Genomic DNA, 26,218 nt, shown 5'->3' with positions numbered 1-26,218 from the left:
TCCAATGTATCCCTTCAGGCACCAGGTGTAAATTATGTCCTGTGCGCAAATGGCTCGCTCAGATTTGCATTTATTCGTTTCTGAACTAAGCTTTTTAAACGTAAGCACTGAGGAATGAGGTGCTTTCGCTATTTATATTCATGCCGAACACTCATGACGGAATTAAATTCCGTCGCGGCACGCTTTTTTCGTCAAACAGCACCAGCGGGTGTCACGCGGCAACTATCCATTTATTACAGGAGCATAATGATGAATAAGTTTGCATTGATTTTTCTGACGGCAGCGATGACTTTGGGCAGCGGCGCAGCACTGGCTGCGGATAACAACAACGGCCAGGCGAATGCGTCAGCAGAAGCCGGCGCAGCCGCGGGCGGCGCGAAAGAGAATCTGCCGCCAAATAATGTCGACAATAGCAACATTAATAATGGCAGCATGAACACCAACGGTGCCGCGACTTCTGGAACCAGCTCCGGCAATATGTCGGCCAGCCAGGAACACAAAAATACCATGTGTAAAGATGGTCGCTGCCCGGATATGAATAAGAAAGTTGAAACCAAGGAAGGCGGTGGTCACGTCAAACATAAAACTGACGGCACCACGCAGTAATCCACGCGGAGCGTGATGCAGGGCGAGCTTCGGCTCGCCCTGTTGTTTTTCCCCTGCCCTATTTCCGCTATGCTAACGCTATGAAATTCACAGGAACTGTTTCATGGCCGCGCTGCTGCTTATCGATGATCACCCTTTAGTTGAAGTCGCGCTGGAAGCGGCCTGCCTCAACGCCCCTATTCCATTACAGCTGTACGCCGCCGGTGACGAAGCCCAGGCGCGCCAGCTGCTGCAACAGCATCATATTGACCTGATTGTGCTGGATATCGGCCTGCCGGATAGCGATGGTCTGGAGCTGTTGCGCCGTCTGCGCGCGCGCCATCCGCAGTGTCCGGTGCTGATTTACTCGGCCCAGCAGAGCCGCCACACGCTGCTCAGCGCCGCCTCGCTCGGCGCGGCCGGCTATGTGGTGAAGAGTCAAAGCATGGCGCAGTTGCTGAGCGCGATTCTGGCGGTGCTGGGCGGCCAGCAGGCGTTTCCGCCGCTGCCGGAGCGCATTGCGCTACCGCTCACGGAGAAAGAGCAGCAGATTGTCGCGCTGCTGGTGCGCGGGCTGTCGAATATTCAGATTGGCGAACAGCTGCACATCAGCAATAAAACCGTCAGCACCCACAAAAAAAATATCCTTGAGAAGACCGGTGTGCAGTCGGTAGTCGAGCTGGCAGAACTGTGGAAAGCGCAGCAGTGACACGCTGGCTGCTGCTGTTCGCGCTGTTTTTCAGTCTGCTGGCGCGCGCCGGATTGCAGCCCGCCAGCAGCGTGATGCTGCCCGCCATGATGCCCGCGCCGCACGCCGAGCCGTGGCCAGGACCGGTGCTGCGCGTGGCGGTGCCGGCGCAAAACAGCGCGCCCTGGGCGATGCGCATTGGCGATCGCATCTGGGGCATTGATGCCGATTATCTCAGCGCCCTCAGCCAGCTGAGCGGCAGCACATTCAGCCTGCACGGCTATCCTGACTTTGCCGCCCAGCTGGCGGCGCTGCAGCGTGGCGACGTGGACATGGTGCTGAGCACCCGCCAGCGCGATCTGCCCGCCGACGTACTGACCAGCGATAGCTGGTTCACCAGCCCGATGCGCATCTACCGCAATCGCGACAACCAGCGCGCGGTGATGTTCAACAGTGACAACGCTCAGCTGACCATCGCCGCCGACACGCTGGCGCAGCTGCCGGAAAACTTTGCACATCGCCACCGTTGGCAGACGCTGCCCGGCAATTTACAGGCGCTGTATGCGCTGCTGAACCAGCAGAGTGACTATCTGGTGGCCGATGAAGCCAGCGCCGGTTTCCTGCTCAGCCAGCTGCAGCAGGGACAGATTTATCAAATCACCGCCGATCCCGGTGCCGGTGAGCTGTCGCTGCGCGCACTGACGCGCGATCCGGCGCTGATTGCCTGGCTCAACCGCCAGCTGCGTTTGCTGCCAGCGGAGTTCAGCAATCGCGTGCAGCAGCGCTGGAGTCCACCGCTGCTGCGCTATCAGGATACGCAAACCCTGATGCTGACGGGCGAAGAGAAACAGTGGCTGGCGCAGCAGGATGCCATCCCTTATGCCGCCGAGAGCGATAACGCGCCGTGGAGCTATCGCGATGCCAGCGGCAACGCGCGCGGCTTCGGTATTGACCTGCTTAACGCGCTGAGCCAGAGCACCGGCCTGCGTTTCACGCCGCGCTGGGTCAATAGTCCGCAGCAGGCCGCCAGTCTGTTGCAGCAGCAGCAGGTGATGCTCAACCTGTTACAGCCGCTGTACGGGGACGATGCTAACCGCACCGCGCTGCCGGTGTGGCGCGCCATCTGGGGCATTTACACGCTGTCCGACAGGCAGCCGATGGACTGGTCCGCGCTGCACGCTCAGCGCGTCGGCGTGCTGCGTGGCGATCTGGCGCAGCGTCTGCTTCCGGCTGAGATCGCGCCCCAGCTGTTCGACGATCGCGCCCAGCTGTGGCAGGCCCTCAACACTGGCCAGATTGATGCAGTGGTGGATAACGTGCTGTCGGCGCGCTGGCGCATGGCCAGCCATGAGGGCAACCGCGTGCATCTCGCCTTTGTGGCCAGCGATATCGCCTGGCCGCTGGCGCCGCAGGTGAGCGCACAGCAGCCGCAGCTGAGCGCCCTTCTCGACCATGCGCTGCAGCAGATTCCGGCGGATACGCTGAACCAGATGCGCGTCAGCTGGTCGCAGCCGCCGCAGCCCGGCACCACCATGACGATGCGCAATGTGCCGCTGCTGATTTTAATTGCGGCCGCCGTGATCATCCTGCTGTTGCTGGTATTGCTGCTGCGCCGTTATCTGCAGCAGCGGCGTGAGCGGTTACAGCGCGAGCAGGCGGAGCGTGCCAACGCCGCTAAAAGCCAGTTTCTCGCCACCGCCAGTCACGAGCTGCGCACGCCGATGCAGGCGATTCTCGGTCTGCTGGAGCTGGAGCAGCAGCAGCATCCGAGCGCGCGGCTCGATCTGATGCACAGCAGCGCACGGTCGCTGATGACGCTGCTGAACGATTTGCAGGATCATGCGCGCATTGAGAATCACAGCTTCCGCCTGACGCCACGCCCGCTCGATCTCAGGTTGTGGCTACAGCAGCAACAGCAGTTTTATCACCCGCTGATGCGCGATGGCGGGCCACAGCTGCACGTGGCGGCGCTGACCCCGCTGCCGGCCAGCGTGATGCTCGACAGCGATCGCCTGCAGCAGGTGGTGAACAATCTGGTGGCCAATGCGCTGAAATTTACCCGCCACGGCGAAATCCACCTGACGCTGGCGGTCAACGGGGATATCGCGCTGACGGTGAGCGACAGCGGCAGCGGCATTCCGCTCAGCGAGCAGGCGCAGCTGTTTGAACCTTGGTATCAGGCGCCGTCGGGCAAGCGCCATGCGGTGCAGGGCAGCGGCCTCGGGCTGTTTATCTGTCGCGAGATTGTACAGCGCATGGGCGGCACGCTGTCGCTGGAGTCCGCGCCGCAGCAGGGCACCACGGTGAGCGTGCGCCTGCCGCTGGAACCCTGTGCGGCATCGGCGGCGGATGACGCCACGCACTGGCCGCACTATCCGCAGCTGCGCGTGGCGATTGTCGACGATCACCCGACCAATCTGCTGGTGATGCAGCAGCAGCTGGCAAGCTTTGGCATTACTGCGGCGGTGTTTGAGGATGGCCGCGAACTGCTGCGGGCCGATGCGCAGCAGCCGTTTGATGTGCTGTTTATCGACCAGATGATGCCACGCCCGGATGGCCTGACGCTGCTGCGCATCCTGCGCCGCCGTCAGCGCCAGCGCGTGCAGCCTGCGCTGCGCATACTGTGCTCCGCCGACGTACAGCTGCTGAAACTGCCGCTGCAGGCGCACGAAGCGCAGCTGGTCAAGCCGGTGACTCTGCGGGATATTGCACCGCTGCTGGCGCAGGCGGTGCGCGATCCGTTGCAGGTGTTGCCGGACAGCCTGCAGATTCTGGCGCAGCACAATCCGGCTTTCATCCCGCGTATTTGCCATACCCTGCAGCGTACGCTGCAGCAGGATCATGATGCGCTGCTGCAGGCGAGCGCGGCCGCAGACTGGCCCCAGCTGGCGCGCGCGGCGCACCGCCTGAAAGGCAGCTGGCTGATGCTCGGCATTGACGACGTAGCCGCCCGCTGCCAGCAGCTGGCCGACGCGGCAAAACAGCATCAGCCTGACCCTGATAATCTCAATTTACTGATATCATTAACGAACAGGCTACTTAACCAACTGGAACGTTATGGCACACACTCATTCTCACAGTGAGCACGGCGGCAACCGCACGCGTCTCGCCGCCGCGTTTGGCGTCACCGCGCTGTTTATGGTTGCCGAGGTCATCGGCGGGCTGGTGTCCGGTTCGCTGGCGCTGCTGGCCGATGCCGGACATATGCTCACCGACGCCGCCGCGCTGCTGATGGCGCTGCTGGCCGTGCAGTTCGCCCGGCGCAAACCGAATGCGCGTCACACTTTTGGCTTACTGCGTCTGACCACGCTGGCAGCGTTTGTGAACGCCATCGCGCTGCTGGTGATTACCGTCCTGATCGTCTGGGAAGCGCTGCGCCGTTTTTACCAGCCCGAGCCGATTGAAGGCGGGCTGATGCTCGGCATCGCCATTGCCGGCCTGCTGGCGAATCTGCTGTCGTTCTGGCTGCTGCACCGCGGCAGCGAAGAGAAGAATCTCAACGTGCGTGCTGCCGCGCTGCACGTGCTGGGCGATCTGCTGGGTTCGGTAGGCGCGATCGTGGCAGCGGTGATCATCATGCTGACCGGCTGGACGCCGATCGATCCGATTCTGTCGCTGCTGGTGGCGCTGCTGGTGGTGCGCAGCGGCTGGGCGCTGCTGCGCGAGAGCCTGCACGAGCTGCTGGAAGGCGCACCGACGCATATCGACGTGGATAAGCTGGCGCGGGCGCTGACGCGTCACATTGATGAAGTGCGCAATGTACATCATGTGCATGTGTGGCAGGTGGGCGAAAAGCCGGTGCTGACGCTGCACGTGCAGGTGATTCCGCCGTACGATCACGACGGCCTGCTGCGACGCATTCATCAGTATCTGCACCAGCATTATCAGATTGCCCATGCCACGGTGCAGATGGAGTATCAGCCCTGCGTCGGCCCGGACTGCGAGTTATGCGAGGAGAGCGGCACGCAGCACGAGCACGCAGCGCTGGAAGGCCACGCGCATCACCACCACTAATGGGACAGCGCGCGCGAACCCTGTTCCCGTGCGCTCTGCATCCACAGGCGCGTGCCGTTCAGCGCGATCAGCGTCAGAATGGCGTACTCCAGCGCCATGGCATACACGCCCTGACGCGCAAAGATCATCACGCTGATAACGTTGATCACCACCCACAGCAGCCAGTTCTCGACGTATTTGCGCGTCATCAGGATCATCGCCACAATCGACAGCACCATCATGCAGGAATCCCAGAACGGGAAGGCATCCGGCTGCAGCTGCGGCATCACCACGTTAAGGCCGAGCGACTGCATCAGGCCCACCGCGGTGCGCGTGAGGAAAACGAATACCGGGTCGATATAGCGCGTCATCAGCGCAATGGCGATCACGCAGGCGGCGCCCCAGCCGATGGCTTTCGGCAGCGGCAGCCAGCGGATTTTCAGCGCCGCTTCATGGCTGCTGGTCTGCCGGCTCCACGCGTACCAGCCGTACACGTTGGCAACAAAGAAGAACAGCTGCAGCAGCAGGCTGGCATACAGCTGAATCTGAAAGAAAATCACCGCAAACAGCGTGACGTTAATCAGACCAAACAGGTAGTTGATAATTTTTTCCTGGCTGGCGAGCCAGATACACAGCAGGCCGGCCAGCGTACCGATCGCCTCAATCCATGACAGATCGTAGCCGCCGACGCCAATCGGAATGTGAACCAGAATATTTTGTGTGCTAAAGAAGTCCATCATCTGCACCTGTATGAAAACCGCCTCAGGCGTTCCCTTTCAGCGTAAGTTTGAGTTGTGCTGCAAAGTCTAGCATGCGGTTGAGCGGCAGCAACGCTGCCTTGCACAGTGCCGCATCGACGTGAATTTCATGCTGCTCGCCGCCGTGTGCCAGCCCTTCAGCGATAGCCTGCAGGCCATTCATCGCCATCCACGGGCAGTGCGCGCAGCTGCGGCAGGTCGCTCCTTCGCCCGCGGTGGGCGCTTCCAGTAACTCTTTATCCGGTACCGCCTGCTGCATTTTGTAGAAGATGCCGCGATCGGTCGCCACAATCATCTGCGGATGCGGCAGCGTTTTGGCGGCCTGAATCAACTGGCTGGTGGAACCGACCGCATCGGCCAGTTCGACAATCGCCTGCGGTGACTCCGGGTGCACCAGCACCGCCGCGTCAGGATAGAGCGCTTTCATGCGCTGCAGCGCCTGGGTTTTGAACTCATCATGCACGATGCAGGCGCCCTGCCAGCACAGCACATCAGCGCCGGTTTGCTGCGTGACGTAACGGCCCAGATGGCGGTCCGGTGCCCAGATAATTTTCTCACCGCGACTGTCGAGGTGTTCAATCAGCTCAACCGCAATGCTGGACGTCACCACCCAATCGGCGCGTGCTTTTACCGCCGCCGACGTGTTGGCATACACCACCACGGTCCGATCCGGATGCGCATCGCAGAAGCGGTTAAATTCGTCAATCGGGCAACCGAGGTCAAGCGAGCACTCCGCCTGCAGCGTGGGCATCAGCACGGTTTTTTCCGGGCTAAGGATTTTGGCGGTTTCGCCCATGAAACGCACGCCGGCCACCAGCAGCGTTTGCGCCGGATGCTGGCTGCCAAAGCGCGCCATCTCAAGGGAATCCGCCACGCAGCCGCCGGTCTCTTCGGCCAGCGCCTGGATTTCCGGATCGGTGTAGTAATGCGCCACCATAACCGCATCGCGTGCTTTGAGCAGGCGTTTAATTTCTTCGATGTAACCGGCTTTTTCCTGCGGGCTGAGGCGCGCCGGTTTCGGCGGGAAGGGATAAATGGCGCTTTCAGCATCAAACATTGCACTCATGACACGGCTCTCGTTTTATCGATTTAACAAAATCGCCCATCAGGACGATGATGCGGCATTAAATCCGCCATCGTGTTTTATATGCTAAACACAATAGCGGATTACACCGAGCCTGTCGTGTGATTTTTATGCGGGAAGTACCAGCTGCGCGCCGGCCTGCGCCTGTTGTGGGCTCTCCAGCTCAAGCAGAAACGCTTTTACCGCCAGGCCGCCAGCGAAGCCGGTGAGCTTACCGTTGCTGCCGATAACGCGATGACAGGGCGCCATGATCGACAACGGATTTTTACCGTTGGCAGCCCCGACGGCGCGTACCGCTTTCGGGTTGCCGATCTGCTCCGCGATTTGCAGATAGCTGCGGGTTTCACCAAACGGAATGGTGAGCAGCGCCTGCCAGACCTTTTTCTGAAACGCAGTGCCAACGGTGTCGTAAGGCATGTCAAACTGCTGACGCTCGCCGGCAAAGTACTGGCGCAGCTGGCGCTCAGCCTCACAGAGAATCGGATGCTGGTCGTTACGCGCGATCGGTTTCAGCGGCACGCGCTGCGCGCCTTCGTTTTCCCATAAAATGGCTGAAAGACCGCGATCCGTGGCAATGAGCGTCAGTTCTCCGACGGGCGTGGTAATGATTTTAGCGTGATACATGTTGCACCTCCGGCATGGGCTATGCGGATGATTATCGCACTTTTGCGCGGCGAAACTGGCTGTTTTCGGCCATGAGCATAAACTGGTTAGCTGTCCGAAAGCAGCCAGTTTTCCATTCGCACCTGCGCGACGATGGTGTTTATTTGCCGGAGACGATGATGTTTGATCCTGAAATTGCCTATCAGGCGCTGACGGCGCGCGACAGCCGTTTCGACGGGGTATTTTTTGTCGGCGTGACCTCCACCGGTATTTACTGCCGTCCGATCTGTCCGGTGAAAGCGCCGATGCAGAAAAACTGCCTGTTTTTCACCAGTGCCGAAGCGGCTGAAAAGGCGCACTTTCGCCCCTGCCTGCGCTGTCGTCCCGAGCTGGCACCTGGTTCGGCACCGGTCGATAGCCATCATCGCATCGCCGACCGGCTGATTCGCCGTATCGAAGAAGGCTTACTGGAAGAACAGGAGACGCTGGCTGAGATCGCCAGCGAGTTTGACCTGAGTGAACGCCAGCTAAGACGGGTGATTCAGCAGGAGCTGGGCGTGTCGCCACTTGAACTGCGGCAAACCCGGCGCATGCTGCTGGCGAAGCAGCTACTGACTGAAACTGCATTGCCGGTGACCGAAATTGCCTATGCCAGCGGTTTTCGCAGCCTGCGCCGTTTTAACGACGTGTTTCAGGCTCGCTATCGCATGACGCCTTCGCGTCTGCGTAAGCAGATTCAGACGGAAGCCCTGAATGGTGAGCAGGAGAGCGCCGAACTGCGCCTCAGCTACCGGCCTCCTTATGACTGGGACGCCATCCTCGATTTCCTGCAACAGCGCGTGATGAAGCAAGTCGAGTGGGTCAGCGAGGGCGTTTATCATCGTACTGTGGCGCTCGGTCAGTGTCGTGGCTGGGTGCGCATTAGCCATTTGCCGGAAAAGCAGGCGCTGAAGGTGCAATTTACCACCACGCTGACGCCGGTGCTGCCTGCCCTGCTGCGCCGCTTGCGCGATCTTTTTGATCTGGATGCCCAGCCACAGCGCATCAGCGAGCAGCTCAGCCAGGATCCGCTATTAGCTGCGAGTCTGGCGCGCTATCCGGGTTTGCGCGTTCCTGGTGCGTTTGACGGCTTCGAACTGGCGGTCCGCGCCATCCTCGGCCAGCAGGTGACGGTGAAAGCCGCGACGACGCTGAGCAGTCGCGTGGCGGAGCGTTTTGGCGCACCCCTCACCACACCGTGGCCTGCGCTCTCCCGCTTACCGCCAGAGGCCGAATCACTGGCTGCTGCCACCCTCGATGATATCGCCAGCCTCGGCATTGTGAGCGCCCGCGCGCAGGCGATCCAGGCACTGGCCGGGGCCTGCGCCTCAGGAGCGCTGCGCTTCAATGGCGCGGTTAATCCGGACGTGGTGCAGCAGCAGTTGCTGGCGCTGAAGGGTGTCGGGCCATGGACAGCGAGTTATATCGCCATGCGCGCCCTGCGCTGGCCGGATGCCTTCCCGAAAGAGGACATTGCGATCCGCAATAATCTCGGCGGCGTGAGCGCAAAGGTCGCAGAGCAGATGTCGCAGGTGTGGCGTCCATGGCGCAGTTACGCGGTGCTGCATATCTGGAAGAGCCTGACGCTGGAAAAGCGGTAGTGAGATTTGGCATGATGTGGTTGCCAGAATAACTGTAATAGTGCTTTCAGCCAAAAGGTACGGAGCGGTTGCGTAAAGTCGCCGTAAATACATCCCTGTAGGCTCTGCCGGCGCATCCATGCGCCGGAAGCTTTACTCCACCGCTCCGTACCCTTCGGCTTCATATTAACTCTCTGCGCCTTGCTGAAAGCGCTGCAAAACTAAAGCAGCTGAAATGCCTGACAGCCAGAAAAGGCGGGTGCGGAGGAGCGAAGCGTCCGAGCCATGGATGGCGAGGCCGATCCACAGGGATGTGAGGTTCCTTTGCGATCCGCCCCGCCTTATCTGGCCGGTGCACAATCTCAAAGCAACCCATCTAACACTGTAAAAAACGTAAAAAAGCAAAAAGGCGCCTTTAGGGCGCCTTTCTACATAACTGGTGGGTCGTGCAGGATTCGAACCTGCGACCAATTGATTAAAAGTCAACTGCTCTACCAACTGAGCTAACGACCCGCTCGGGAAGTGGCTTACAACTTTCGACTTGATGGTGGGTCGTGCAGGATTCGAACCTGCGACCAATTGATTAAAAGTCAACTGCTCTACCAACTGAGCTAACGACCCATCAAGGTTGTGAAGCAAACTGAAGTGACATCAAAACTGAATGGTTGAGATGGTGGGTCGTGCAGGATTCGAACCTGCGACCAATTGATTAAAAGTCAACTGCTCTACCAACTGAGCTAACGACCCATCTTCAGTGCTGCCGATACTTGTTAAGATATGTCCCGGCAACGGCGGCATATATTACTGATTTAGCGGGAGGGCGCAACCCTTATTTTCCGCTAAATGTCTCAACTGCTTACCTTTCATGCGGCAAGACCAGAAATCAGACGAAATCCGGTCTTAACTGCAGCAATTACATCGCAGCTAGCCGTTTTTGTGCCTGCTTAGCAGACTCAGAGTTAGGGAACTGTTTGATCACCTGCTGGTAGACCGCTTTCGCTTTCGCTGTATCGTTCTTCTCCTGCATGATCACCCCAACCTTAAACAGCGCTTCCGCCGCTTTTGGCGATTTCGGGTAGTTTTTAACTACAGTGGCAAAATAGTAGGCCGCATCGTCCTTTTTGCCTTTGTTGTAAAACAACTGACCCAGCCAGTAATTAGCATTCGGCTGATAGGTGGAGTCCGGATACTTCTTCACCCACGCCTGCAGCGCAGTAATCGCCTGGTCGTACTGTTTCTTCTCAAGAATCAGCGCGACGGCAGCATTGTAATCGGTGTTGGCATCGCCGGTTTGTGCGGGTGCAGCGGCAGCCGTATTGCTGCTCCCCGCATCAGCGTTTCCCGCTGCGGCACCGGCTGCTGCATCCGCACCACCGCTGGCCTGTGCACCATTACTGCTGCTCAGACTGTCGATCTGCTGATAAAGCTGCTTCTGCCGCTCAATCACCTGATTAAGCTGATAACTGTTCTGCTGGATCTGCCCGCGCAGCGAATCGATATCGCTTTGGTTATCACTCATCTGCTGCTGCAACTGCTGCAGAAGCTGAGCCTGGGCATTGGAGATACGTTCAAGAGTGGTGACACGGTCTTCGACCGAGCCTGAGCCAACGCTACTGATTGACGCCTGGGCATTAGCGGCCCAGGGGGCCGCTACGCCAACCAGTAACGACAGACTCAACAGATGAAGTCTGAAGTTACTAATCATGTGATTCTCTTAGTAAACCAGTACGGCACGACGGTTTTTAGCGTAAGCCGCTTCGTCGTGGCCCAGTACAGCAGGTTTCTCTTTACCGTAAGATACGATAGACATCTGGTCAGCAGACACGCCTTTACCCTGCAGGTACATTTTAACGGCGTTAGCACGACGTTCGCCCAGGGCGATGTTGTACTCTGGGGTGCCGCGCTCATCCGCGTGACCTTCGATGGTCACTTTGTAAGATGGGTTGCTGCGCAGGAAAGCAGCGTGCTGATCCAGCATCTGAGCGTATTCAGACTGCACGTCATACTTGTCCAGACCGAAGTAAACGATGTTGTTCTGCTGCAGCTGCTGCATCTGCAGACGCGCCTGCTCGTCAGAAGACATGTTGCCGTTCTGGCCAGCGCCAGCGCCGTATGCACCGTCAGCACCCATACCGGTCTGATCGTTGTTGTTGTTTTTGTGAGAGCTACATGCAGCTACCGCGATAACCGGCAGAGCCAGCATCAAACCCTTCAGCACTTTGTTCAGTTGCATTTCTTTATCCTATTATTTTGTTTGCCATACATTTTACTCCCCCGCCAGGCGAGGGAGCGATGCATCACAGATACGGCGACCAGGCAGGGAATTTGACCTGTCCATCAGTTGCCGGAAGACGCGCTTTGAAACGCCCATCGGTTGAAACCAACTGCAACACGGAACCCATCCCCTGAGTAGAGCTATAGATTACCATCGTGCCGTTAGGAGCCAGACTTGGCGTCTCATCCAGGAACGTGTCCGTTATTGTCTGAACGGCTCCCGTTTCCAGATCCTGTTTGGCGACGTGCTGCGCGCCACCGGCGCTGCTGATCATCACCATCGTTTTACCGTCAGATGACACATCCGCATCCTGGTTCTGAGCTCCTTCCCAGGTAATGCGCTGTGGCGTTCCGCCGTTAACGTTAACTTTGTAAATCTGTGGCGCACCGGCCTGATCCGAAGTGTAAGCCAGCGTCTGGCTGTCCGGGAACCAGGTAGGTTCGGTGCTGTTGTAGCGGCCATCGGTCACCTGACGCGTCTGACCAGAGGCCAGATCCATCACGTACAGGTTCAGGCTACCGGTTTTCGACAGGGCGAAGGCCAGCTTAGAGCCGTCCGGCGAGAAGGCCGGCGCACCGTTATGACGCGGATAAGAAGCCACCTGACGGATAGCACCGTTGGCCAGCGTCTGCACCACCAGCGCCGATTTACCGCTTTCAAAGGTCACGTAAGCCACTTTGCTGCCGTCTGGCGACCAGGCCGGTGACATCAGCGGCTGCGGCGAACGGTGTACCACAAACTGGTTGTAACCATCGTAGTCAGACACGCGCAGCTCGTACGGGAACTGACCGCCGTTGGTCTGCACCACATAGGCGATACGGGTACGGAACGCACCTTTGATACCGGTCAGCTTCTCAAACACTTCATCGCTGGCGGTATGCGCTGCATAGCGCAGCCACTGTTTGGTGACTTTGTAGGAGTTCTGCGCCAGCACGGTGCCCGGTGCGCCACCGGTATCCACCAGCTGATAAGCCACCTGGTAGCTGCCATCGGCGTTCGGCGTAACCTGCCCGACTACCACGGCATCAATACCCAGTGCGCTCCACGCGGCAGGCTGTACTTCCTGTGCGCTGGTCGGCTGCTGTGGCAGACGAGAACGATCCAGCGGGTTGAATTTACCGCTGTTACGTAAGTCTGCTGCGACGATGCCACCAATATCTTCAGGTGCAGCGCCCGGACCGGCCCACTGGAACGGCACCACACCAATTGGGCGCGCGGTGTTCACGCCCTGCGTAATTTCAATGCGTACTTCCGCGTGCAGCATCGCTGCCCACAGCAGTACAAAAAAACCTAAGGTTACACGAAGTGCCTGCTTCATCTTATCTCCCTTATCTGAACCTGAGTTCATGATAATTCGCACAGTTCCTGAAAAAACACGAGTACTCATAGAGTACGGCAAGCTAACCTTAGTTCAACCTGCCGTACGTTACTGCATTATTCTGGTTTGAAACGCATCGGTGCGTTCTTAAACACTTCATATACGGCCTGCGAAGGCGGCTTCGGAATGCGTGCCTGCTTCGCTGCGGTAATCGCCGCCTGACACAGCGCCGGATCGCCGCCTTCAGCTTTCACGTCAATCAGCAAACCATCCGGTGCCAGTTTAATCCGCAGATCGCAGCTTTTACCGCGATACAGATCGGCATCATAGAAGCGGCTCTGAATCGCACTGGTGATCTGACCCAGATACGCATTGACCTCAGCACCTGAGGCACCCGCCTTCTTCTGATTGCCCTGACCTGCCGCCGCGCCACCACCGGAAGCGGCACCGCTTTTCGGCGCATTCTTACCGGAAGAGAGACCGCCTAACAGATCATCCACATCGCTCTCGTTCTTCGCCGCTTCGGCAGCCGCTTTCTTCTTCGCATCGGCGGCCGCTTTAGCTTTCGCCGCCGCATCCGCTTTGGCTTTGGCTGCTGCCTCAGCTTTCGCTTTGGCTTCGGCGGCCGCTTTCTCTTTCGCGGCTTCCGCAGCTTTCTCTTTGGCTTCCTGTGCAGCTTTGGCTTTCGCATCTGCCGCGGCCTGAGCTTTGGCTTCTGCCTCCGCTTTGGCTTTCGCTTCAGCTGCGGCTTTCGCCTGCTGCGCGGCTTTCTCTTTCGCCGCTTCGGCTGCGGCGGCTTTGGCCTGCTCTTCCGCTTTCTTCTTCGCGTCGGCTGCGGCCTGCTTCGCCTGCTCTTCCGCTTTGGCTTTCGCGTCCGCTGCGGCCTTCGCCTGAGCATCGGCCTGCGCTTTGGCATCGGCTTTGGCTTTCGCTGCGGCCGCTTCTGCGGCTTTCTGCTGCTCCTGCGCCTGCTTCGCTGCTGCTTCTGCCGCCTTCTGCTGCTCTGCCTGCTGCTTCGCCTGCTCTTTGGCTTCCTGCTGCGCCTGCAGACGCTCTTTTTCCAGCTCTTTCAGCCGCTGCTGTTCAGCGGCCTGCTTCTGCTGCAACTCTTCCGCCTGCTGCTGTGCCTGCTTCTGGCGCTGCTGCTCGGCGCGCTGACTGTCACTCTGCTGATTCTGCTGACGGTTATACTGCTCAACCACCGCACCAGGATCGACCATCACCGCGTCGATATCACTGCCGCCACCGCCGCCGCTGGCTTCGATATGTTCGTTAAACGAGCTCCAAATCAGCAGGGCGATCAGCACGATGTGCAGAATCACCGAAATGATTATCGCGCGTTTTAACTTCTCGTTCTGCTCGGTTGCCTTCGACACTCTCGGTTCCCAAAAACGGTTCGCGTTAAATCGGCTGTGTCATCAAACCGACGGATTTCACGCCAGCCTGATGCAACAGGTTCAGCGCCTTGATGATTTCGTCGTAAGGCACATCTTTCGCCCCACCAATCAGGAAGACCGTCTTCGGATTGGCTTCAATACGGCGCTGCGCTTCGCTCACCACCTGCTCCGGCGGCAGCTGCGTCATACGATCGTGATCCACCACCAGGCTGTACTGCCCTACCCCGGCCACTTCCACGATCACCGGCGGATTATCGTCGCTGGAAACGGTTTTCGAATCGGTTGCGTCCGGCAGGTCCACTTCCACGCTCTGCGTAATAATCGGCGCGGTTGCCATAAAGATGAGCAGCAACACCAGCAGCACGTCCAGCAGCGGAACAATGTTGATTTCCGACTTAAGGTCGCGACGCCCGCGACCACGGGTTCTGGCCATCGTTAACCTCGACTTACTTGCTGTTGTCGGTAGAGAAAGCCTGACGATGCAGGATGGCCGTGAACTCTTCCATAAAGTTGTCGTAGCCCTGCTCCAGCTTGTTCACGCGCTGGTTCAGACGGTTATACGCCATAACGGCAGGAATAGCCGCGAACAGACCGATTGCGGTGGCGATCAGCGCTTCGGCGATACCGGGCGCGACCATTTGCAGTGTGGCCTGTTTCACCGCACCCAGTGCGATAAAGGCATGCATGATCCCCCACACCGTACCAAACAGACCGATATACGGGCTGATGGAACCGACGGTGCCAAGGAATGGGATGTGATTTTCCAGCGCTTCCAGTTCACGGTTCATCGAGATGCGCATGGCGCGACCGGCCCCTTCGACCACCGCTTCCGGCGCATGGCTGTTAGCGCGGTGCAGGCGGGCAAACTCTTTGAAGCCAGAATAGAAAATCTGTTCGGACCCGCTCAGCTCGTCACGGCGCGCCTGGCTCTCCTGATAGAGACGCGACAGCTCGATACCGGACCAGAACTTGTCCTCGAACGCCTCGGCCTCACGCCCCGCCGCGTTAAGAATGCGGGTGCGCTGAATGATGATTGCCCAGGAGGCAATAGAAAAGCCGATCAAAATCAACATGATAAGTTTGACCAGAAGGCTTGCCTTCAGGAACAAATCAAGAACGTTCATGTCAGTCACTGCTTGAACTCCGCGACAATAGACTTGGGAAGCGCAATCGGCTTCATTAGATGTGGGTTGATGCAGGCAATCAGGACGTCTGCTTCATTGAGCACTTTGCCTTCAGCATTCACGATACGCTGCGAGAACGTCATGGTTGCGCGCGTCATTGCTGTCACTTCGCTCTGGATCTCCAGAAGGTCGTCGAGACGTGCCGCGGCAATAAAGTCCACCGTCATGCGCCGTACCACAAAAGCCACCTGCTCTTCCAACAGGGCCTGTTGATTGAAATGGTGCTGGCGCAACATCTCGGTACGTGCTCGTTCATAAAAAGCAAGATAGCTGGCGTGGTAAACCACACCACCGGCGTCAGTGTCTTCGTAATAGACCCGAACCGGCCAGCGAAACAGCGTTGTACTCACTCTACATCCCGGTCTCATTTTAAACGTTGCTACTATACGCAAGTGAGATCGGCTTGGGAATGGTCCGCCAGAGCCAGGAGAAAATAATTATCAGACGTTAACAACTGGAAGGATTTTTGGGAGATTTCCTGACCAACCGCTGACAAAAACTCACGTCAGCAGCGGTAAAACAGCCCTTGCGGGCTGAGACAGAACTTAATGGTAGAACCAGTAAATTCCCAGCGCCAGCACGATCAGCGCCGTCAGCGGGGCAAACAGCGCCTGCCAGCGGGCTCGCTGTGGCCGGAAACCCGTGCCGTGAATCACGCCGCTGCACACCGCCCAGATTAACAATAATCCGTGCCAGACAGCGAGCTCACTGGTGTGTGCGGCAAAGCGCGCCGGCTGCCAGATGACGCATCCGGCCAGCCACAGCGCCAGAATCAGTGAAAGGGCCCGCAGCGGGCCCTTATCCATCAGACGATACAGCGTCTGTATCAGGCTGCGCATCAGAGCTTGTCGTCCTGCGCGCCGCCCTCTTCCACATGCTCGATCGCCAGTGCCGTGACCACGCCAAACGCACAGGCCAGCAAGGTGCCAAGAATCCAGGCAAAATACCACATGCTTAATCTCCTCAATCAGTACAGGGAGTGCGTATTGCGCTCAATGTGTTCTTTGGTGATGCGGCCATACATCTTGTAGTAGCACCAGCTGGTGTAAGCCAGAATAATCGGCACAAAGATGATGGCTGCCACGGTCATGATCTGCAGCGTCAGCAGGCTGGAGGTCGCGTCCCACATGGTCAGGCTGGTGCCTGGCACGGTGCTGGATGGCATGATGAACGGGAACAGCGCAATGCCCGCCGTCATAATGACGCACGCCAGCGTCAGCGAAGAGAAGATAAACGCCCATGCGCCCTTCTCCATGCGCGAACACAGGATCGTCAGCAGCGGCAGCAGCGCGCCGAGCAGCGGGAACAACCACAGCACCGGCATCTGTTCAAAATTGACCAGCCAGGCCCCGGCTTCACGCACCACGTCTTTACCCAGCGGGTTAGACGCCGCGTGATGATCGATTGCGCTTTTCAGCACATAGCCATCAATGCCGTACTTCACCCACACGCCAGCCAGTACAAAGCCCACCAGCATCACCAGCGCGCTGATTTGCGCCGCCGTGCGGGAACGCAGGTGCAGTTCGCCGCTGGTGCGCATCTGCAGGTAAGTCGCACCCTGGGCCAGAATCATCGCGACGCTGATCACTCCAGCCAGCAGGCCAAACGGATTAAGCAGCTGGAAGAAATTACCGGTGTAGAACAGGCGCAGGTACTCATCAGCATGGAACGGCACGCCCTGCAGCAGGTTACCGAACGCCACGCCAATCACCAGCGGCGGCACAAAACTGCCAATGAAGATGCCCCAGTCCCAGGCACCGCGCCAGCGCATATCTTCAATCTTCGACCGGTAATCAAAGCCGACCGGACGGAAGAACAGTGAGGCCAGCACCAGAATCATCGCCACGTAGAAACCGGAGAACGCGGCGGCATAAACCATTGGCCAGGCGGCGAACAGCGCCCCGCCGGCAGTGATCAGCCAGACCTGGTTACCGTCCCAGTGCGGCGCGATGCTGTTAATCATGATGCGACGCTCGGTATCGGTGCGACCGAGGATGCGGGTCAGCATTCCCACGCCCATATCGAAGCCGTCGGTGACGGCAAAACCGATCAGCAGAATGCCAATCAGCAGCCACCAGACAAAACGCAACACTTCATAGTCAAACATGGTCGCTCTCCTTATCCGCGCGCCGGTTGAGTCACAGCCTGCACTGTTTCATGGTGATAGCGGCCGGTTTTCAGGCTGCTTGGACCAAGGCGGGCAAATTTGAGCATCAGATACATTTCCGCCACCAGGAACACGGTATACAGGCCGCAGATCAGGATCATCGAGAACAGCAGATCGCCGACGGTCAGCGACGAGTTGGCCACGGCGGTTGGCAGCACCTCACCAATCGCCCACGGCTGGCGGCCATATTCAGCGACAAACCAGCCAGCTTCGACGGCAATCCACGGCAGTGGAATACCGTACAGCGCCGCTTTCAGCAGCCAGCGATTCTTACCGATGCGGTTACGAATCACACTCCAGAACGACAGCGCAATGATGCCCAGCAGCAGCACGCCACACAGCACCATGATGCGGAAGGCAAAATAGAGCGGTGCCACGCGCGGAATGGAATCCTGCGTTGCCTGCTGGATTTGCGCTTCCGTGGCGTTCGCCACGTCCGGGGTATAACGCTTGAGCAGCAGACCGTAGCCGAGATCCTGTTTATGCATCTCAAACTCACTGCGCACCGCCGGATCTTTACTGCCGGCACGCAGCTCGTTCAGCAGCGCATAGGCTTTCATACCGTTACGGATGCGCACTTCATGCTGCGCCAGCAGATCTTTCAGGCCGGTGACCGGCGTATCGACAGAACGGGTGGCGATCAGGCCGAGCAGATACGGGATCTGGATGGCGTACTTGTTCTCTTGCGTCGCCTGATCCGGCACGCCAAACAGCGTAAAGGCCGCCGGCGCCGGCTGGGTTTCCCATTCGGCTTCGATGGCGGCCAGCTTGGTTTTCTGCACGTCGCCCATTTCATAGCCGGATTCGTCACCCAGCACGATGACCGACAGCACGGCAGCCATACCGAAGCTGGCAGCGATCGCAAAGGAGCGTTTGGCAAACGCGATGTCGCGCCCTTTCAGCAGATACCAGGCGCTGATGCCCAGAATGAACATCGCACCGGTGGTGTAACCCGCGGCCACGGTATGCACAAATTTCACCTGCGCCACCGGGTTCAGCACCAGCTCGGAGAAGCTCACCATCTCCATACGCATGGTTTCGAAATTGAATTCGGAGGCGATCGGGTTCTGCATCCAGCCGTTCGCCACCAGGATCCACAGCGCGGACATGTTCGAGCCGAGTGCCACCAGCCAGGTCACCGCCAGGTGCTGCACTTTACCGAGGCGATCCCAGCCGAAGAAGAACAGGCCGACAAAGGTGGATTCAAGGAAGAACGCCATCAGGCCTTCGATGGCCAGCGGCGCACCGAAGATATCGCCGACGTAGTGGGAGTAATAAGACCAGTTGGTACCGAACTGAAATTCCATGGTCAGGCCGGTGGCCACACCCAGCGCAAAGTTGATACCAAACAACTTGCCCCAGAATTTGGTCATATCTTTATAAATCTGTTTTCCCGACAGGACATAGACCGTTTCCATGATCGCCAGTAAAAACGCCATACCCAGCGTTAATGGCACGAACAGGAAATGGTACATCGCCGTCAGGGCAAACTGTAAACGCGACAGCTCGACAATATCTAACATGATGACTCCTTGCTCCTCGCATGAACTCATCCTGCGAATAACAACCACAAACAGCGGGCAGTGCGATGCAGAATAAGGTCAGGAACGACTGATTATTGATTCCAGTTTTGTTACCGACAGCACAATGCGTACTGCGGCCCGAAGTGAGCGAGTAACAGTGGTAAAAATTCCCCGAAAAACCGATCGCTTCAGCCTGTTTCAAGCAGGAGTAAGATGAGGAGGCGACAGAATTGATATGACAACGCCTGGCACAAACTCCTGAAAAATGATGAAAAAGACTGAATTGATGCAGCGCAATTTATACCGGTTGGGTTGCTTTTAGCCAGCGGTAAAGTTTGCTATATATCGCCTTTTATTGATCTGGATTAAGACAATAATTTTCCAGATATGTAGTGTTAGAGTTGTTGTTAATTAGTTGTCATAAATCGATAGCGCAATTAAGAAAACAATTACCTTTCCCGTAATTATTTAACCTCTGTGCCAGCCAGATGCCTGGACGCTGACGGGAAATAGCACGCCTCTTTGCCCTTCTTTACTCAACGACAAAGTAAGCATAGCCGCAGAAAATGTTGCCGTTACGTTTTTACTGCAAATGTGTGAGGACGGCTAATGGCCGCGCATTACAGCCATAAAAAAAGCCACCCGCAGGTGGCTTTGTTCTTTCAGCAGCAAAATCTTATTTCGCTGGAAGTACCGCTTTCACCGCGTCGCCGATATCGGCCAGGCTGCGAACGGTTTTCACACCGGCCGCTTCCAGCGCAGCAAATTTCTCATCGGCGGTGCCTTTACCACCGGCAATGATGGCGCCGGCGTGGCCCATACGCTTGCCCTTCGGCGCCGTTACGCCGGCGATATAGCCGACGACTGGCTTGGTCACGTGCTCTTTGATGAACGCCGCGGCCTCTTCTTCAGCGCTGCCGCCGATCTCACCGATCATCACGATCGCTTCGGTCTGCGGATCGTCCTGGAACATTTTCAGGATGTCGATGAAGTTGGAGCCTGGGATCGGGTCACCGCCGATGCCCACACAGGTGGACTGGCCGTAGCCGATGTCGGTGGTCTGCTTAACCGCTTCATAGGTCAGCGTACCGGAACGTGACACGATACCGACGCGGCCTGGCTGGTGAATGTGGCCCGGCATGATACCGATCTTACATTCGCCTGGGGTGATCACACCCGGGCAGTTCGGGCCGATCATGCGCACGCCTGCTTCGTCCAGCTTCACTTTCACCGTCAGCATATCCAGCGTCGGGATACCTTCGGTGATGGTGATGATCAGTTTGATGCCCGCGTCGATCGCTTCCAGGATACCGTCTTTGCAGAACGGTGCCGGCACGTAGATTACGGTAGCGGTGGCGCCCGTGGCTTCTACTGCTTCACGCACGGTGTTAAACACCGGCAGACCGAGATGGGTGGTGCCGCCTTTACCTGGCGTCACACCGCCAACCAGCTGCGTACCATAGGCCAGCGCCTGCTCAGAGTGGAACGTTCCCTGGCCACCGGTGAAACCCTGGCAAATGACTTTGGTGTTTTTGTCGATCAGAATGGACATTATTTACCCTCCGCAGCAGCGACAACACGCTGTGCTGCGTCTGTCAGGCTGGTTGCTGCAATGATGTTAAGACCGCTGTCCGCCAGTTTCTTCGCGCCCAGCTCGGCGTTGTTACCTTCCAGACGTACCACGACCGGTACGTTGACACCCACTTCAGCCACAGCACCGATGATGCCGTCTGCGATCAGATCGCAGCGCACGATGCCGCCGAAGATGTTAACGAATACCGCTTTCACAGCATCGTCAGACAGGATGATTTTGAAGGCTTCGGTAACGCGCTCTTTGGTTGCGCCGCCGCCAACATCAAGGAAGTTTGCAGGCTGACCACCGTGGTGTTTCACGATGTCCATGGTGCCCATCGCCAGACCGGCGCCGTTGACCATACAGCCAATGTTGCCTTCCAGCGCGACGTAGTTCAGCTCCCACTGCGTCGCGTGGGCTTCACGGGGATCTTCCTGGCTTGGGTCGCGCATTTCACGCAGCTCAGGCTGACGGAACAGGGCATTGCCATCGGCACCCAATTTGCCATCCAGACAGATCAGGTCGCCCTGTTTGGTGATCACCAGCGGGTTGATCTCAACCATCGCCAGGTCGCGCTCCAGGAACATGGTCGCCAGACCCATGAAGATTTTGGTGAACTGGCTGACTTGCTTACCGGTCAGGCCCAGTTTGAATGCCAGCTCGCGGCCCTGGTATGGCTGCGGGCCGGTCAGCGGATCCAGCGCCATTTTGTGGATCAGGTGCGGGGTTTCTTCCGCCACTTTCTCGATTTCCACGCCGCCTTCGGTTGACGCCATGAAGATCACGCGACGGGTAGCACGGTCAACCACCGCACCCAGATACAGCTCCTGATCGATGTCGGTCGCCGCTTCAACCAGGATTTGGTTTACCGGCTGGCCATTGGCGTCAGTCTGGTAGGTCACCAGACGTTTGCCCAGCCAGTTTTCAGCGAAAGCACGAATGTCTTCTTTACTGTTAACCACCTTCACACCGCCCGCTTTACCGCGGCCACCGGCATGAACCTGACATTTCACCACCCACGGACCCGCGCCAATTTTCGAGGCGGCTTCTTCGGCTTCACGTGGCGTGGTGCAGGCGTAGCCAGTCGGAGCTGGCATACCATACCGTGCAAACAGCTGCTTCGCCTGGTATTCGTGTAAGTTCATGATGTTCTATCCATTCAGATCTAAACAGGGTTAATTTGGGCGCGCCTCGTGCCAGCGCGCCCGGCGAAAATCAGACATCCAGCAGCAGACGCGCCGGATCTTCCAGCAGCTCTTTCACCGCGACCAGATAGCCGACAGATTCACGACCATCGATCAGACGGTGATCGTAGGAGAGCGCCAGATACATCATTGGCAGCACCACCACCTGACCATTCACCGCCATTGGGCGATCTTTGATGGCGTGCATCCCCAGAATCGCGCTCTGCGGCGGGTTAATGATCGGCGTAGACATCAGCGAACCGAACACACCACCGTTGGTGATGGTGAAGTTACCGCCGGTCAGTTCTTCCACCGTCAGCTTGCCGTCACGGCCTTTCACCGCCAGCTCTTTAATTTTCTTCTCGATGTCGGCCATGCTCAGCGCATCAACGTCTTTCAGCACTGGCGTCACCAGACCACGCGGCGTCGAGACTGCGATGCTGACATCGAAATAGTTGTGGTACACCACATCGTCGCCGTCGATCGACGCGTTCACTTCCGGGAAGCGTTTCAGCGCTTCGACCACCGCTTTGATGTAGAAGGACATAAAGCCCAGACGCACGCCGTGACGCTTCTCGAAGGCATCGCCGTACTGCTTGCGCAGATCCATGATCGGCTTCATGTTGACTTCGTTGAAGGTGGTCAGCATTGCGGTGCTGTTTTTCGCTTCCAGCAGACGCTCGGCCACGCGCTTGCGCAGACGGGTCATTGGCACACGCTTCTCGCTGCGGTTGGCGACTGCCTGCGGAGCCGCATCGGCTGCCGGTGCCGCTTTCGCGCCGTCGGCTTTCTTCGCCAGATGTTTTTCCACATCTTCGCGCGTCAGACGGCCGCCAACACCGGTGCCTTTAATCTGGCTGGCGTCGAGGTTGTTTTCCGCAATCAGGCGGCGCACGGCCGGGCTGAGCGCGTCATTGCTCTCTTCTTCCAGAGATGCAGTCTGACGCTGTGCAGGCGTAGACTCCTTGCTTTCCACTTTCGCCGTGGTCTCTTTCCCGCCGCTGTTGCCTTCCTTCAGACGGCCCAGAATCTGGCGCGACGTTACGGTGGCGCCTTCGTCTTCCAGCACCGCTTCCAGCACACCGTCAGCGGCGGCAGGCACTTCCAGTACCACTTTGTCAGTTTCGATCTCGACCAGCACTTCGTCGCGGGTCACAGAGTCGCCGGGTTTTTTATGCCAGGTGGCTACCGTGGCGTCCGCTACGGATTCAGGCAAATCGGGAACGAGAATTTCTACGCTACTCATTTTCTTTCCTTTTAATTAACCAAGGTTCAGCGCGTCATTGACCAGGTCTTGCTGCTGTTGTTGATGTACGGACATATAGCCCACGGCCGGTGAAGCAGAAGCCGGACGGCCTGCGTAACGCAGTGACGCACCAAATGGAACCACTTCGCGGAAATGATGCTGACTGCAATACCATGCGCCCTGGTTCAGTGGCTCTTCCTGACACCAGACGAAATCCTGAACATGGGCGTAATTCTTCAGCGCTTCCTGCACCGCTTTGTGCGGGAACGGATAGAGCTGTTCGATACGCACGATGGCGACATCGGTCTGCTCGTTCTTACGACGCTGTTCCAGCAGATCGTAATAAACTTTACCGGAGCACAGCACCACGCGTTTCACCTGCTGCGGATCGAGGTCGTCGATCTCACCAATCGCCGGCTGGAAGCTACCGTTGGCCAGTTCATCAAGGCTGGACACCGCCAGCGGATGACGCAGCAGCGACTTCGGCGACATCACGATCAGCGGACGGCGCATACCGCGCAGCGCCTGACGACGCAGCATGTGGTACACCTGTGCTGGCGTTGATGGCACGCAGACCTGCATGTTCTGCTCAGCACACAGCTGCAGATAGCGCTCAAGGCGCGCGGAGGAGTGCTCCGGACCCTGCCCTTCGTAGCCGTGCGGCAGCAGCATCACCAGACCACACATGCGGCCCCATTTCTGCTCGCCGGAGCTGATGAACTGATCGATCACCACCTGAGCGCCGTTGGCGAAGTCACCGAACTGCGCTTCCCAGATGGTCAGCACGCGCGGCTCGGCGGTGGCGTAACCGTATTCGAACGCCAGTACCGCTTCTTCCGACAGCACCGAATCCCAAACCTTGAACTGACCCTGACCGTTATGGATATGGTGCAGCGGGGTGTAAGTCGAACCGTTCTGCTGGTTGTGAATCACCGCGTGACGGTGGAAGAAGGTACCGCGGCCGGAGTCTTCACCCGACAGGCGCACCGGAATGCCTTCGTCCACCAGCGTGGCGTAAGCGAGGTTTTCCGCGCCGCCCCAGTCGAACAGCTTGTTGCCTTCCGCCATCTCTTTGCGGTCGTTGTAAATCTTGGCAACGCGCGACTGCACTTCCACCGCTTCCGGAATGCTGCTGATGCGGCGCGCCAGCTCCTGCAGACGTTTCGTGTCCACGGTTTCCGGGTAGCTCTCATCCCATTCGTGGTTGAGGTACGGAGACCAGGTGAACGAGTGCAGGCTCATCGGACGCCATTCCGGCACCACGCACTCGCCTTCATCCAGCGCATCGCGGTACAGATTTACCAGCTCGGTGGCATCTTCCTGCGTGGCCACGCCTTCGCTTTCCAGCTGATCGGCGTAGATTTTGCGCGGCGTCGGATGCTTTTTGATTTTCTGATACATCAGCGGCTGGGTTGCGCTTGGCTCGTCGGCTTCGTTATGGCCGTGACGGCGGTAGCACACCAGGTCGATGAACACATCACGTTTGAAGGTGTTGCGATAATCCAGCGCCAGACGGGTAACAAACGCTACCGCTTCCGGATCGTCCGCGTTGACGTGGAAGATCGGTGCCAGCACCATTTTGCCGATGTCGGTGCAGTACGGGGTAGAACGCGCATCTTTCGGATTCGAGGTGGTGAAGCCCACCTGGTTATTAATCACGATGCGTACGGTGCCGCCCACTTCGTAACCGCGAGCCTGCGACATGTTCAGGGTTTCCTGCACCACGCCCTGGCCAATAACCGCGGCATCACCGTGAATGGTGATCGGCAGGACTTTGTTGCTGCCCGGCTCCGCCAGACGATCCAGACGCGCACGCACCGAGCCCATGACTACCGGGCTTACAATTTCCAGATGCGACGGGTTGAACGCCAGCGCCAGGTGTACCAGGCCGCCTTCGGTTTCCACGTCTGACGAGAAGCCCATGTGGTATTTCACGTCACCGGTACCGAGGTGCTCTTTGTGCTTGCCGGAGAACTCGTCGAACAGATCCTGCGGTTTTTTACCCAGCACGTTGATCAGCACGTTGAGACGACCGCGGTGCGCCATGCCCAGCACCACTTCACGCGTGCCGCTCTTGCCGGCGTGGCGAATCATTTCGCGCAGCATCGGTACCAGCGCATCGCCGCCTTCCAGCGAGAAGCGTTTGGCACCCGGGAATTTCGCGCCGAGGTATTTTTCCAGGCCCTCTGCCGCCGTCAGCTCTTTCAGGAAACCTTTTTTCTCGTCCGCGCTAAATGACGCATGGCCTACTACCGATTCCAGACGCTGCTGAATCCAGCGCTTCTCTTCGGTGTTGTTGATGTGCATGTACTCTGCACCAATCGAACCACAGTAGGTCTGCTGCAGTGCGGCATAAAGATCGGCCAGCTTCATGGTCTCTTTGCCAATGGCGAAAGAGCCTACGTTAAAGCTTTCCTGAAAATCGGCGTCGGTCAGATCGTGGAAGGCCGGATCGAGATCCGCCACGCGTTCCTGCTTCCACAGGCCGAGCGGATCGAGGTTAGCGTGCTGATGGCCGCGGAAGCGGAACGCATTAATCAGCTGCAGCACTTTAACCTGTTTGGAATTAGCGGCCGGATCGGTGACTGTGGAGGTGTAGCGGGTGGCGTCTTTCGCCAGGCGGCGGAAATATTCACGCGTCGTGGAGTGAAACTGCTCAGGTTTCACGCCGGTGCCCGGCAGCTGCTGGAACATCGAGCGCCACACTTCATCAACAGAGTCAGGATCGGTCAGGAAATCCTCATAGAGTTGCTCTATGTAGGACTGGTTCGCGCCGGCCAGCCAGGAGGAGTCCAGCCAGGGTTTCATCGCGCTGTTCTGCATTGTGATCCCTTAAGCATTAATCTGCTTTTTTGAGGTTTCATTTGTTGCCGCTTACGCGGCTTGCCGTAGTGAGTTCAGCGATACGAACCTGTGCGCAACCGGCGCCTGGCCCGTAAGGGAACCTTTATAAGCGTGGTCAGTACCGCGCTTATAGAGGCTTCCGTAAACGATCGGGAACCTGGGTTCCCGATCGTGACT

The 26,218-nt window shown here is 58.1% G+C and carries 23 protein-coding genes and 3 tRNA genes; 5 read left to right on the top strand and 21 right to left on the bottom strand.

Annotated features, from left to right (window positions below):
• Window positions 1-249: 249 nt before the first annotated feature.
• From KOL70_RS01760 to zitB, 4 genes are all read left to right on the top strand, one after another.
• Complete coding sequence (locus tag KOL70_RS01760; protein WP_088516301.1) at window positions 250-606, top strand: YbgS-like family protein; 357 nt, start codon at window positions 250-252, stop codon at window positions 604-606.
• Between the two features lie 103 nt (window positions 607-709).
• Window positions 710-1,294: a response regulator transcription factor gene (locus KOL70_RS01755; protein ID WP_021508519.1), complete on the top strand. Its 585-nt coding sequence runs from the start codon at window positions 710-712 to the stop codon at window positions 1,292-1,294.
• Window positions 1,276-4,356 (top strand): ATP-binding protein, encoded by a 3,081-nt coding sequence (locus KOL70_RS01750; protein ID WP_215480113.1) that lies wholly within the window; start codon window positions 1,276-1,278, stop codon window positions 4,354-4,356. Before KOL70_RS01755 ends, KOL70_RS01750 begins: the two co-directional genes overlap by 19 nt.
• The gene (gene zitB / locus KOL70_RS01745) at window positions 4,331-5,287 is read left to right on the top strand and encodes a CDF family zinc transporter ZitB (RefSeq protein WP_021508521.1); all 957 of its coding nucleotides are present in this window, start codon (window positions 4,331-4,333) and stop codon (window positions 5,285-5,287) included. Before KOL70_RS01750 ends, zitB begins: the two co-directional genes overlap by 26 nt.
• Here the strand turns inward: zitB and pnuC are convergent.
• The 3 genes from pnuC to KOL70_RS01730 form a co-directional block, all read right to left on the bottom strand.
• Window positions 5,284-6,003, bottom strand: coding sequence for a nicotinamide riboside transporter PnuC (gene pnuC / locus KOL70_RS01740; protein ID WP_215480928.1), 720 nt, complete (start codon window positions 6,001-6,003; stop codon window positions 5,284-5,286). The two genes, zitB and pnuC, sit on opposite strands and share 4 nt — an antisense overlap.
• Window positions 6,004-6,028: 25 nt before the next feature.
• The gene (gene nadA, locus KOL70_RS01735) at window positions 6,029-7,090 is read right to left on the bottom strand and encodes a quinolinate synthase NadA (protein WP_215480112.1); all 1,062 of its coding nucleotides are present in this window, start codon (window positions 7,088-7,090) and stop codon (window positions 6,029-6,031) included.
• Window positions 7,091-7,216: 126 nt separating this feature from the next.
• Window positions 7,217-7,732, bottom strand: coding sequence for a methylated-DNA--[protein]-cysteine S-methyltransferase (locus tag KOL70_RS01730; RefSeq protein ID WP_021508524.1), 516 nt, complete (start codon window positions 7,730-7,732; stop codon window positions 7,217-7,219).
• A gap of 158 nt (window positions 7,733-7,890) precedes the next feature.
• On the opposite strand from KOL70_RS01730, the gene KOL70_RS01725 reads away from it, so the two are divergent.
• Window positions 7,891-9,351, top strand: a complete 1,461-nt coding sequence (locus tag KOL70_RS01725) for an AlkA N-terminal domain-containing protein (RefSeq protein WP_215480927.1) — start codon at window positions 7,891-7,893, stop codon at window positions 9,349-9,351.
• A gap of 416 nt (window positions 9,352-9,767) precedes the next feature.
• On the opposite strand, the gene KOL70_RS01720 is transcribed toward KOL70_RS01725, so the two are convergent.
• The 18 genes from KOL70_RS01720 to sucA form a co-directional block, all read right to left on the bottom strand.
• A tRNA-Lys gene (locus KOL70_RS01720) sits at window positions 9,768-9,843 on the bottom strand.
• Window positions 9,844-9,875: 32 nt separating this feature from the next.
• A tRNA-Lys gene (locus KOL70_RS01715) sits at window positions 9,876-9,951 on the bottom strand.
• 50 nt (window positions 9,952-10,001) lie between these two features.
• A tRNA-Lys gene (locus KOL70_RS01710) sits at window positions 10,002-10,077 on the bottom strand.
• 166 nt (window positions 10,078-10,243) lie between these two features.
• A complete protein-coding gene (cpoB, locus tag KOL70_RS01705; protein WP_058757869.1) occupies window positions 10,244-11,035 on the bottom strand; it encodes a cell division protein CpoB in 792 nt (263 codons plus the stop codon).
• Between the two features lie 9 nt (window positions 11,036-11,044).
• Window positions 11,045-11,563 carry a peptidoglycan-associated lipoprotein Pal gene (gene pal, locus KOL70_RS01700; RefSeq protein ID WP_021508527.1) on the bottom strand — a complete coding sequence of 173 codons (519 nt, stop codon included), beginning with the start codon at window positions 11,561-11,563 and terminating at the stop codon, window positions 11,045-11,047.
• Window positions 11,564-11,627: 64 nt separating this feature from the next.
• Window positions 11,628-12,923 (bottom strand): Tol-Pal system beta propeller repeat protein TolB, encoded by a 1,296-nt coding sequence (tolB, locus tag KOL70_RS01695; RefSeq protein WP_021508528.1) that lies wholly within the window; start codon window positions 12,921-12,923, stop codon window positions 11,628-11,630.
• Window positions 12,924-13,039: 116 nt separating this feature from the next.
• Window positions 13,040-14,299, bottom strand: coding sequence for a cell envelope integrity protein TolA (gene tolA / locus KOL70_RS01690; RefSeq protein ID WP_021508529.1), 1,260 nt, complete (start codon window positions 14,297-14,299; stop codon window positions 13,040-13,042).
• A gap of 25 nt (window positions 14,300-14,324) precedes the next feature.
• Window positions 14,325-14,753 carry a colicin uptake protein TolR gene (gene tolR, locus KOL70_RS01685; RefSeq protein ID WP_021508530.1) on the bottom strand — a complete coding sequence of 143 codons (429 nt, stop codon included), beginning with the start codon at window positions 14,751-14,753 and terminating at the stop codon, window positions 14,325-14,327.
• 13 nt (window positions 14,754-14,766) lie between these two features.
• On the bottom strand, window positions 14,767-15,453 hold the full coding sequence (tolQ, locus tag KOL70_RS01680; protein WP_010616001.1) for a Tol-Pal system protein TolQ: 687 nt from the start codon (window positions 15,451-15,453) through the stop codon (window positions 14,767-14,769).
• Entirely contained in the window at window positions 15,450-15,872 is a 423-nt protein-coding gene (ybgC, locus tag KOL70_RS01675; protein ID WP_168714917.1) for a tol-pal system-associated acyl-CoA thioesterase, read from the bottom strand. Before ybgC ends, tolQ begins: the two co-directional genes overlap by 4 nt.
• 177 nt (window positions 15,873-16,049) lie before the next feature.
• On the bottom strand, window positions 16,050-16,343 hold the full coding sequence (gene ybgE, locus KOL70_RS01670) for a cyd operon protein YbgE (protein ID WP_215480111.1): 294 nt from the start codon (window positions 16,341-16,343) through the stop codon (window positions 16,050-16,052).
• On the bottom strand, window positions 16,343-16,456 hold the full coding sequence (cydX, locus tag KOL70_RS01665) for a cytochrome bd-I oxidase subunit CydX (RefSeq protein ID WP_010615998.1): 114 nt from the start codon (window positions 16,454-16,456) through the stop codon (window positions 16,343-16,345). The genes ybgE and cydX overlap by 1 nt, the downstream gene beginning before the upstream one ends.
• 15 nt (window positions 16,457-16,471) lie before the next feature.
• Window positions 16,472-17,611: a cytochrome d ubiquinol oxidase subunit II gene (cydB, locus tag KOL70_RS01660; protein WP_021508533.1), complete on the bottom strand. Its 1,140-nt coding sequence runs from the start codon at window positions 17,609-17,611 to the stop codon at window positions 16,472-16,474.
• An 11-nt stretch (window positions 17,612-17,622) separates the two neighbouring features.
• Window positions 17,623-19,194, bottom strand: coding sequence for a cytochrome ubiquinol oxidase subunit I (gene cydA / locus KOL70_RS01655; protein WP_215480110.1), 1,572 nt, complete (start codon window positions 19,192-19,194; stop codon window positions 17,623-17,625).
• A gap of 676 nt (window positions 19,195-19,870) precedes the next feature.
• The gene (sucD, locus tag KOL70_RS01650) at window positions 19,871-20,746 is read right to left on the bottom strand and encodes a succinate--CoA ligase subunit alpha (protein ID WP_021508535.1); all 876 of its coding nucleotides are present in this window, start codon (window positions 20,744-20,746) and stop codon (window positions 19,871-19,873) included.
• The gene (gene sucC / locus KOL70_RS01645; RefSeq protein ID WP_006118458.1) at window positions 20,746-21,912 is read right to left on the bottom strand and encodes an ADP-forming succinate--CoA ligase subunit beta; all 1,167 of its coding nucleotides are present in this window, start codon (window positions 21,910-21,912) and stop codon (window positions 20,746-20,748) included. The genes sucD and sucC overlap by 1 nt, the downstream gene beginning before the upstream one ends.
• Before the next feature lie 70 nt (window positions 21,913-21,982).
• Window positions 21,983-23,197: a 2-oxoglutarate dehydrogenase complex dihydrolipoyllysine-residue succinyltransferase gene (gene odhB / locus KOL70_RS01640; RefSeq protein ID WP_021508536.1), complete on the bottom strand. Its 1,215-nt coding sequence runs from the start codon at window positions 23,195-23,197 to the stop codon at window positions 21,983-21,985.
• Window positions 23,198-23,212: 15 nt separating this feature from the next.
• Window positions 23,213-26,020, bottom strand: coding sequence for a 2-oxoglutarate dehydrogenase E1 component (sucA, locus tag KOL70_RS01635; RefSeq protein ID WP_215480109.1), 2,808 nt, complete (start codon window positions 26,018-26,020; stop codon window positions 23,213-23,215).
• Window positions 26,021-26,218 lie beyond the last annotated feature (198 nt).

It is taken from the genome of Pantoea sp. B270 (assembly GCF_018726825.1).
In the GTDB taxonomy this organism is placed as follows: domain Bacteria; phylum Pseudomonadota; class Gammaproteobacteria; order Enterobacterales; family Enterobacteriaceae; genus Pantoea; species Pantoea dispersa.
The sequence above is the reverse complement of the archived record's forward strand: the minus strand, read 5'-3'. Positions and strand labels throughout refer to the sequence as shown.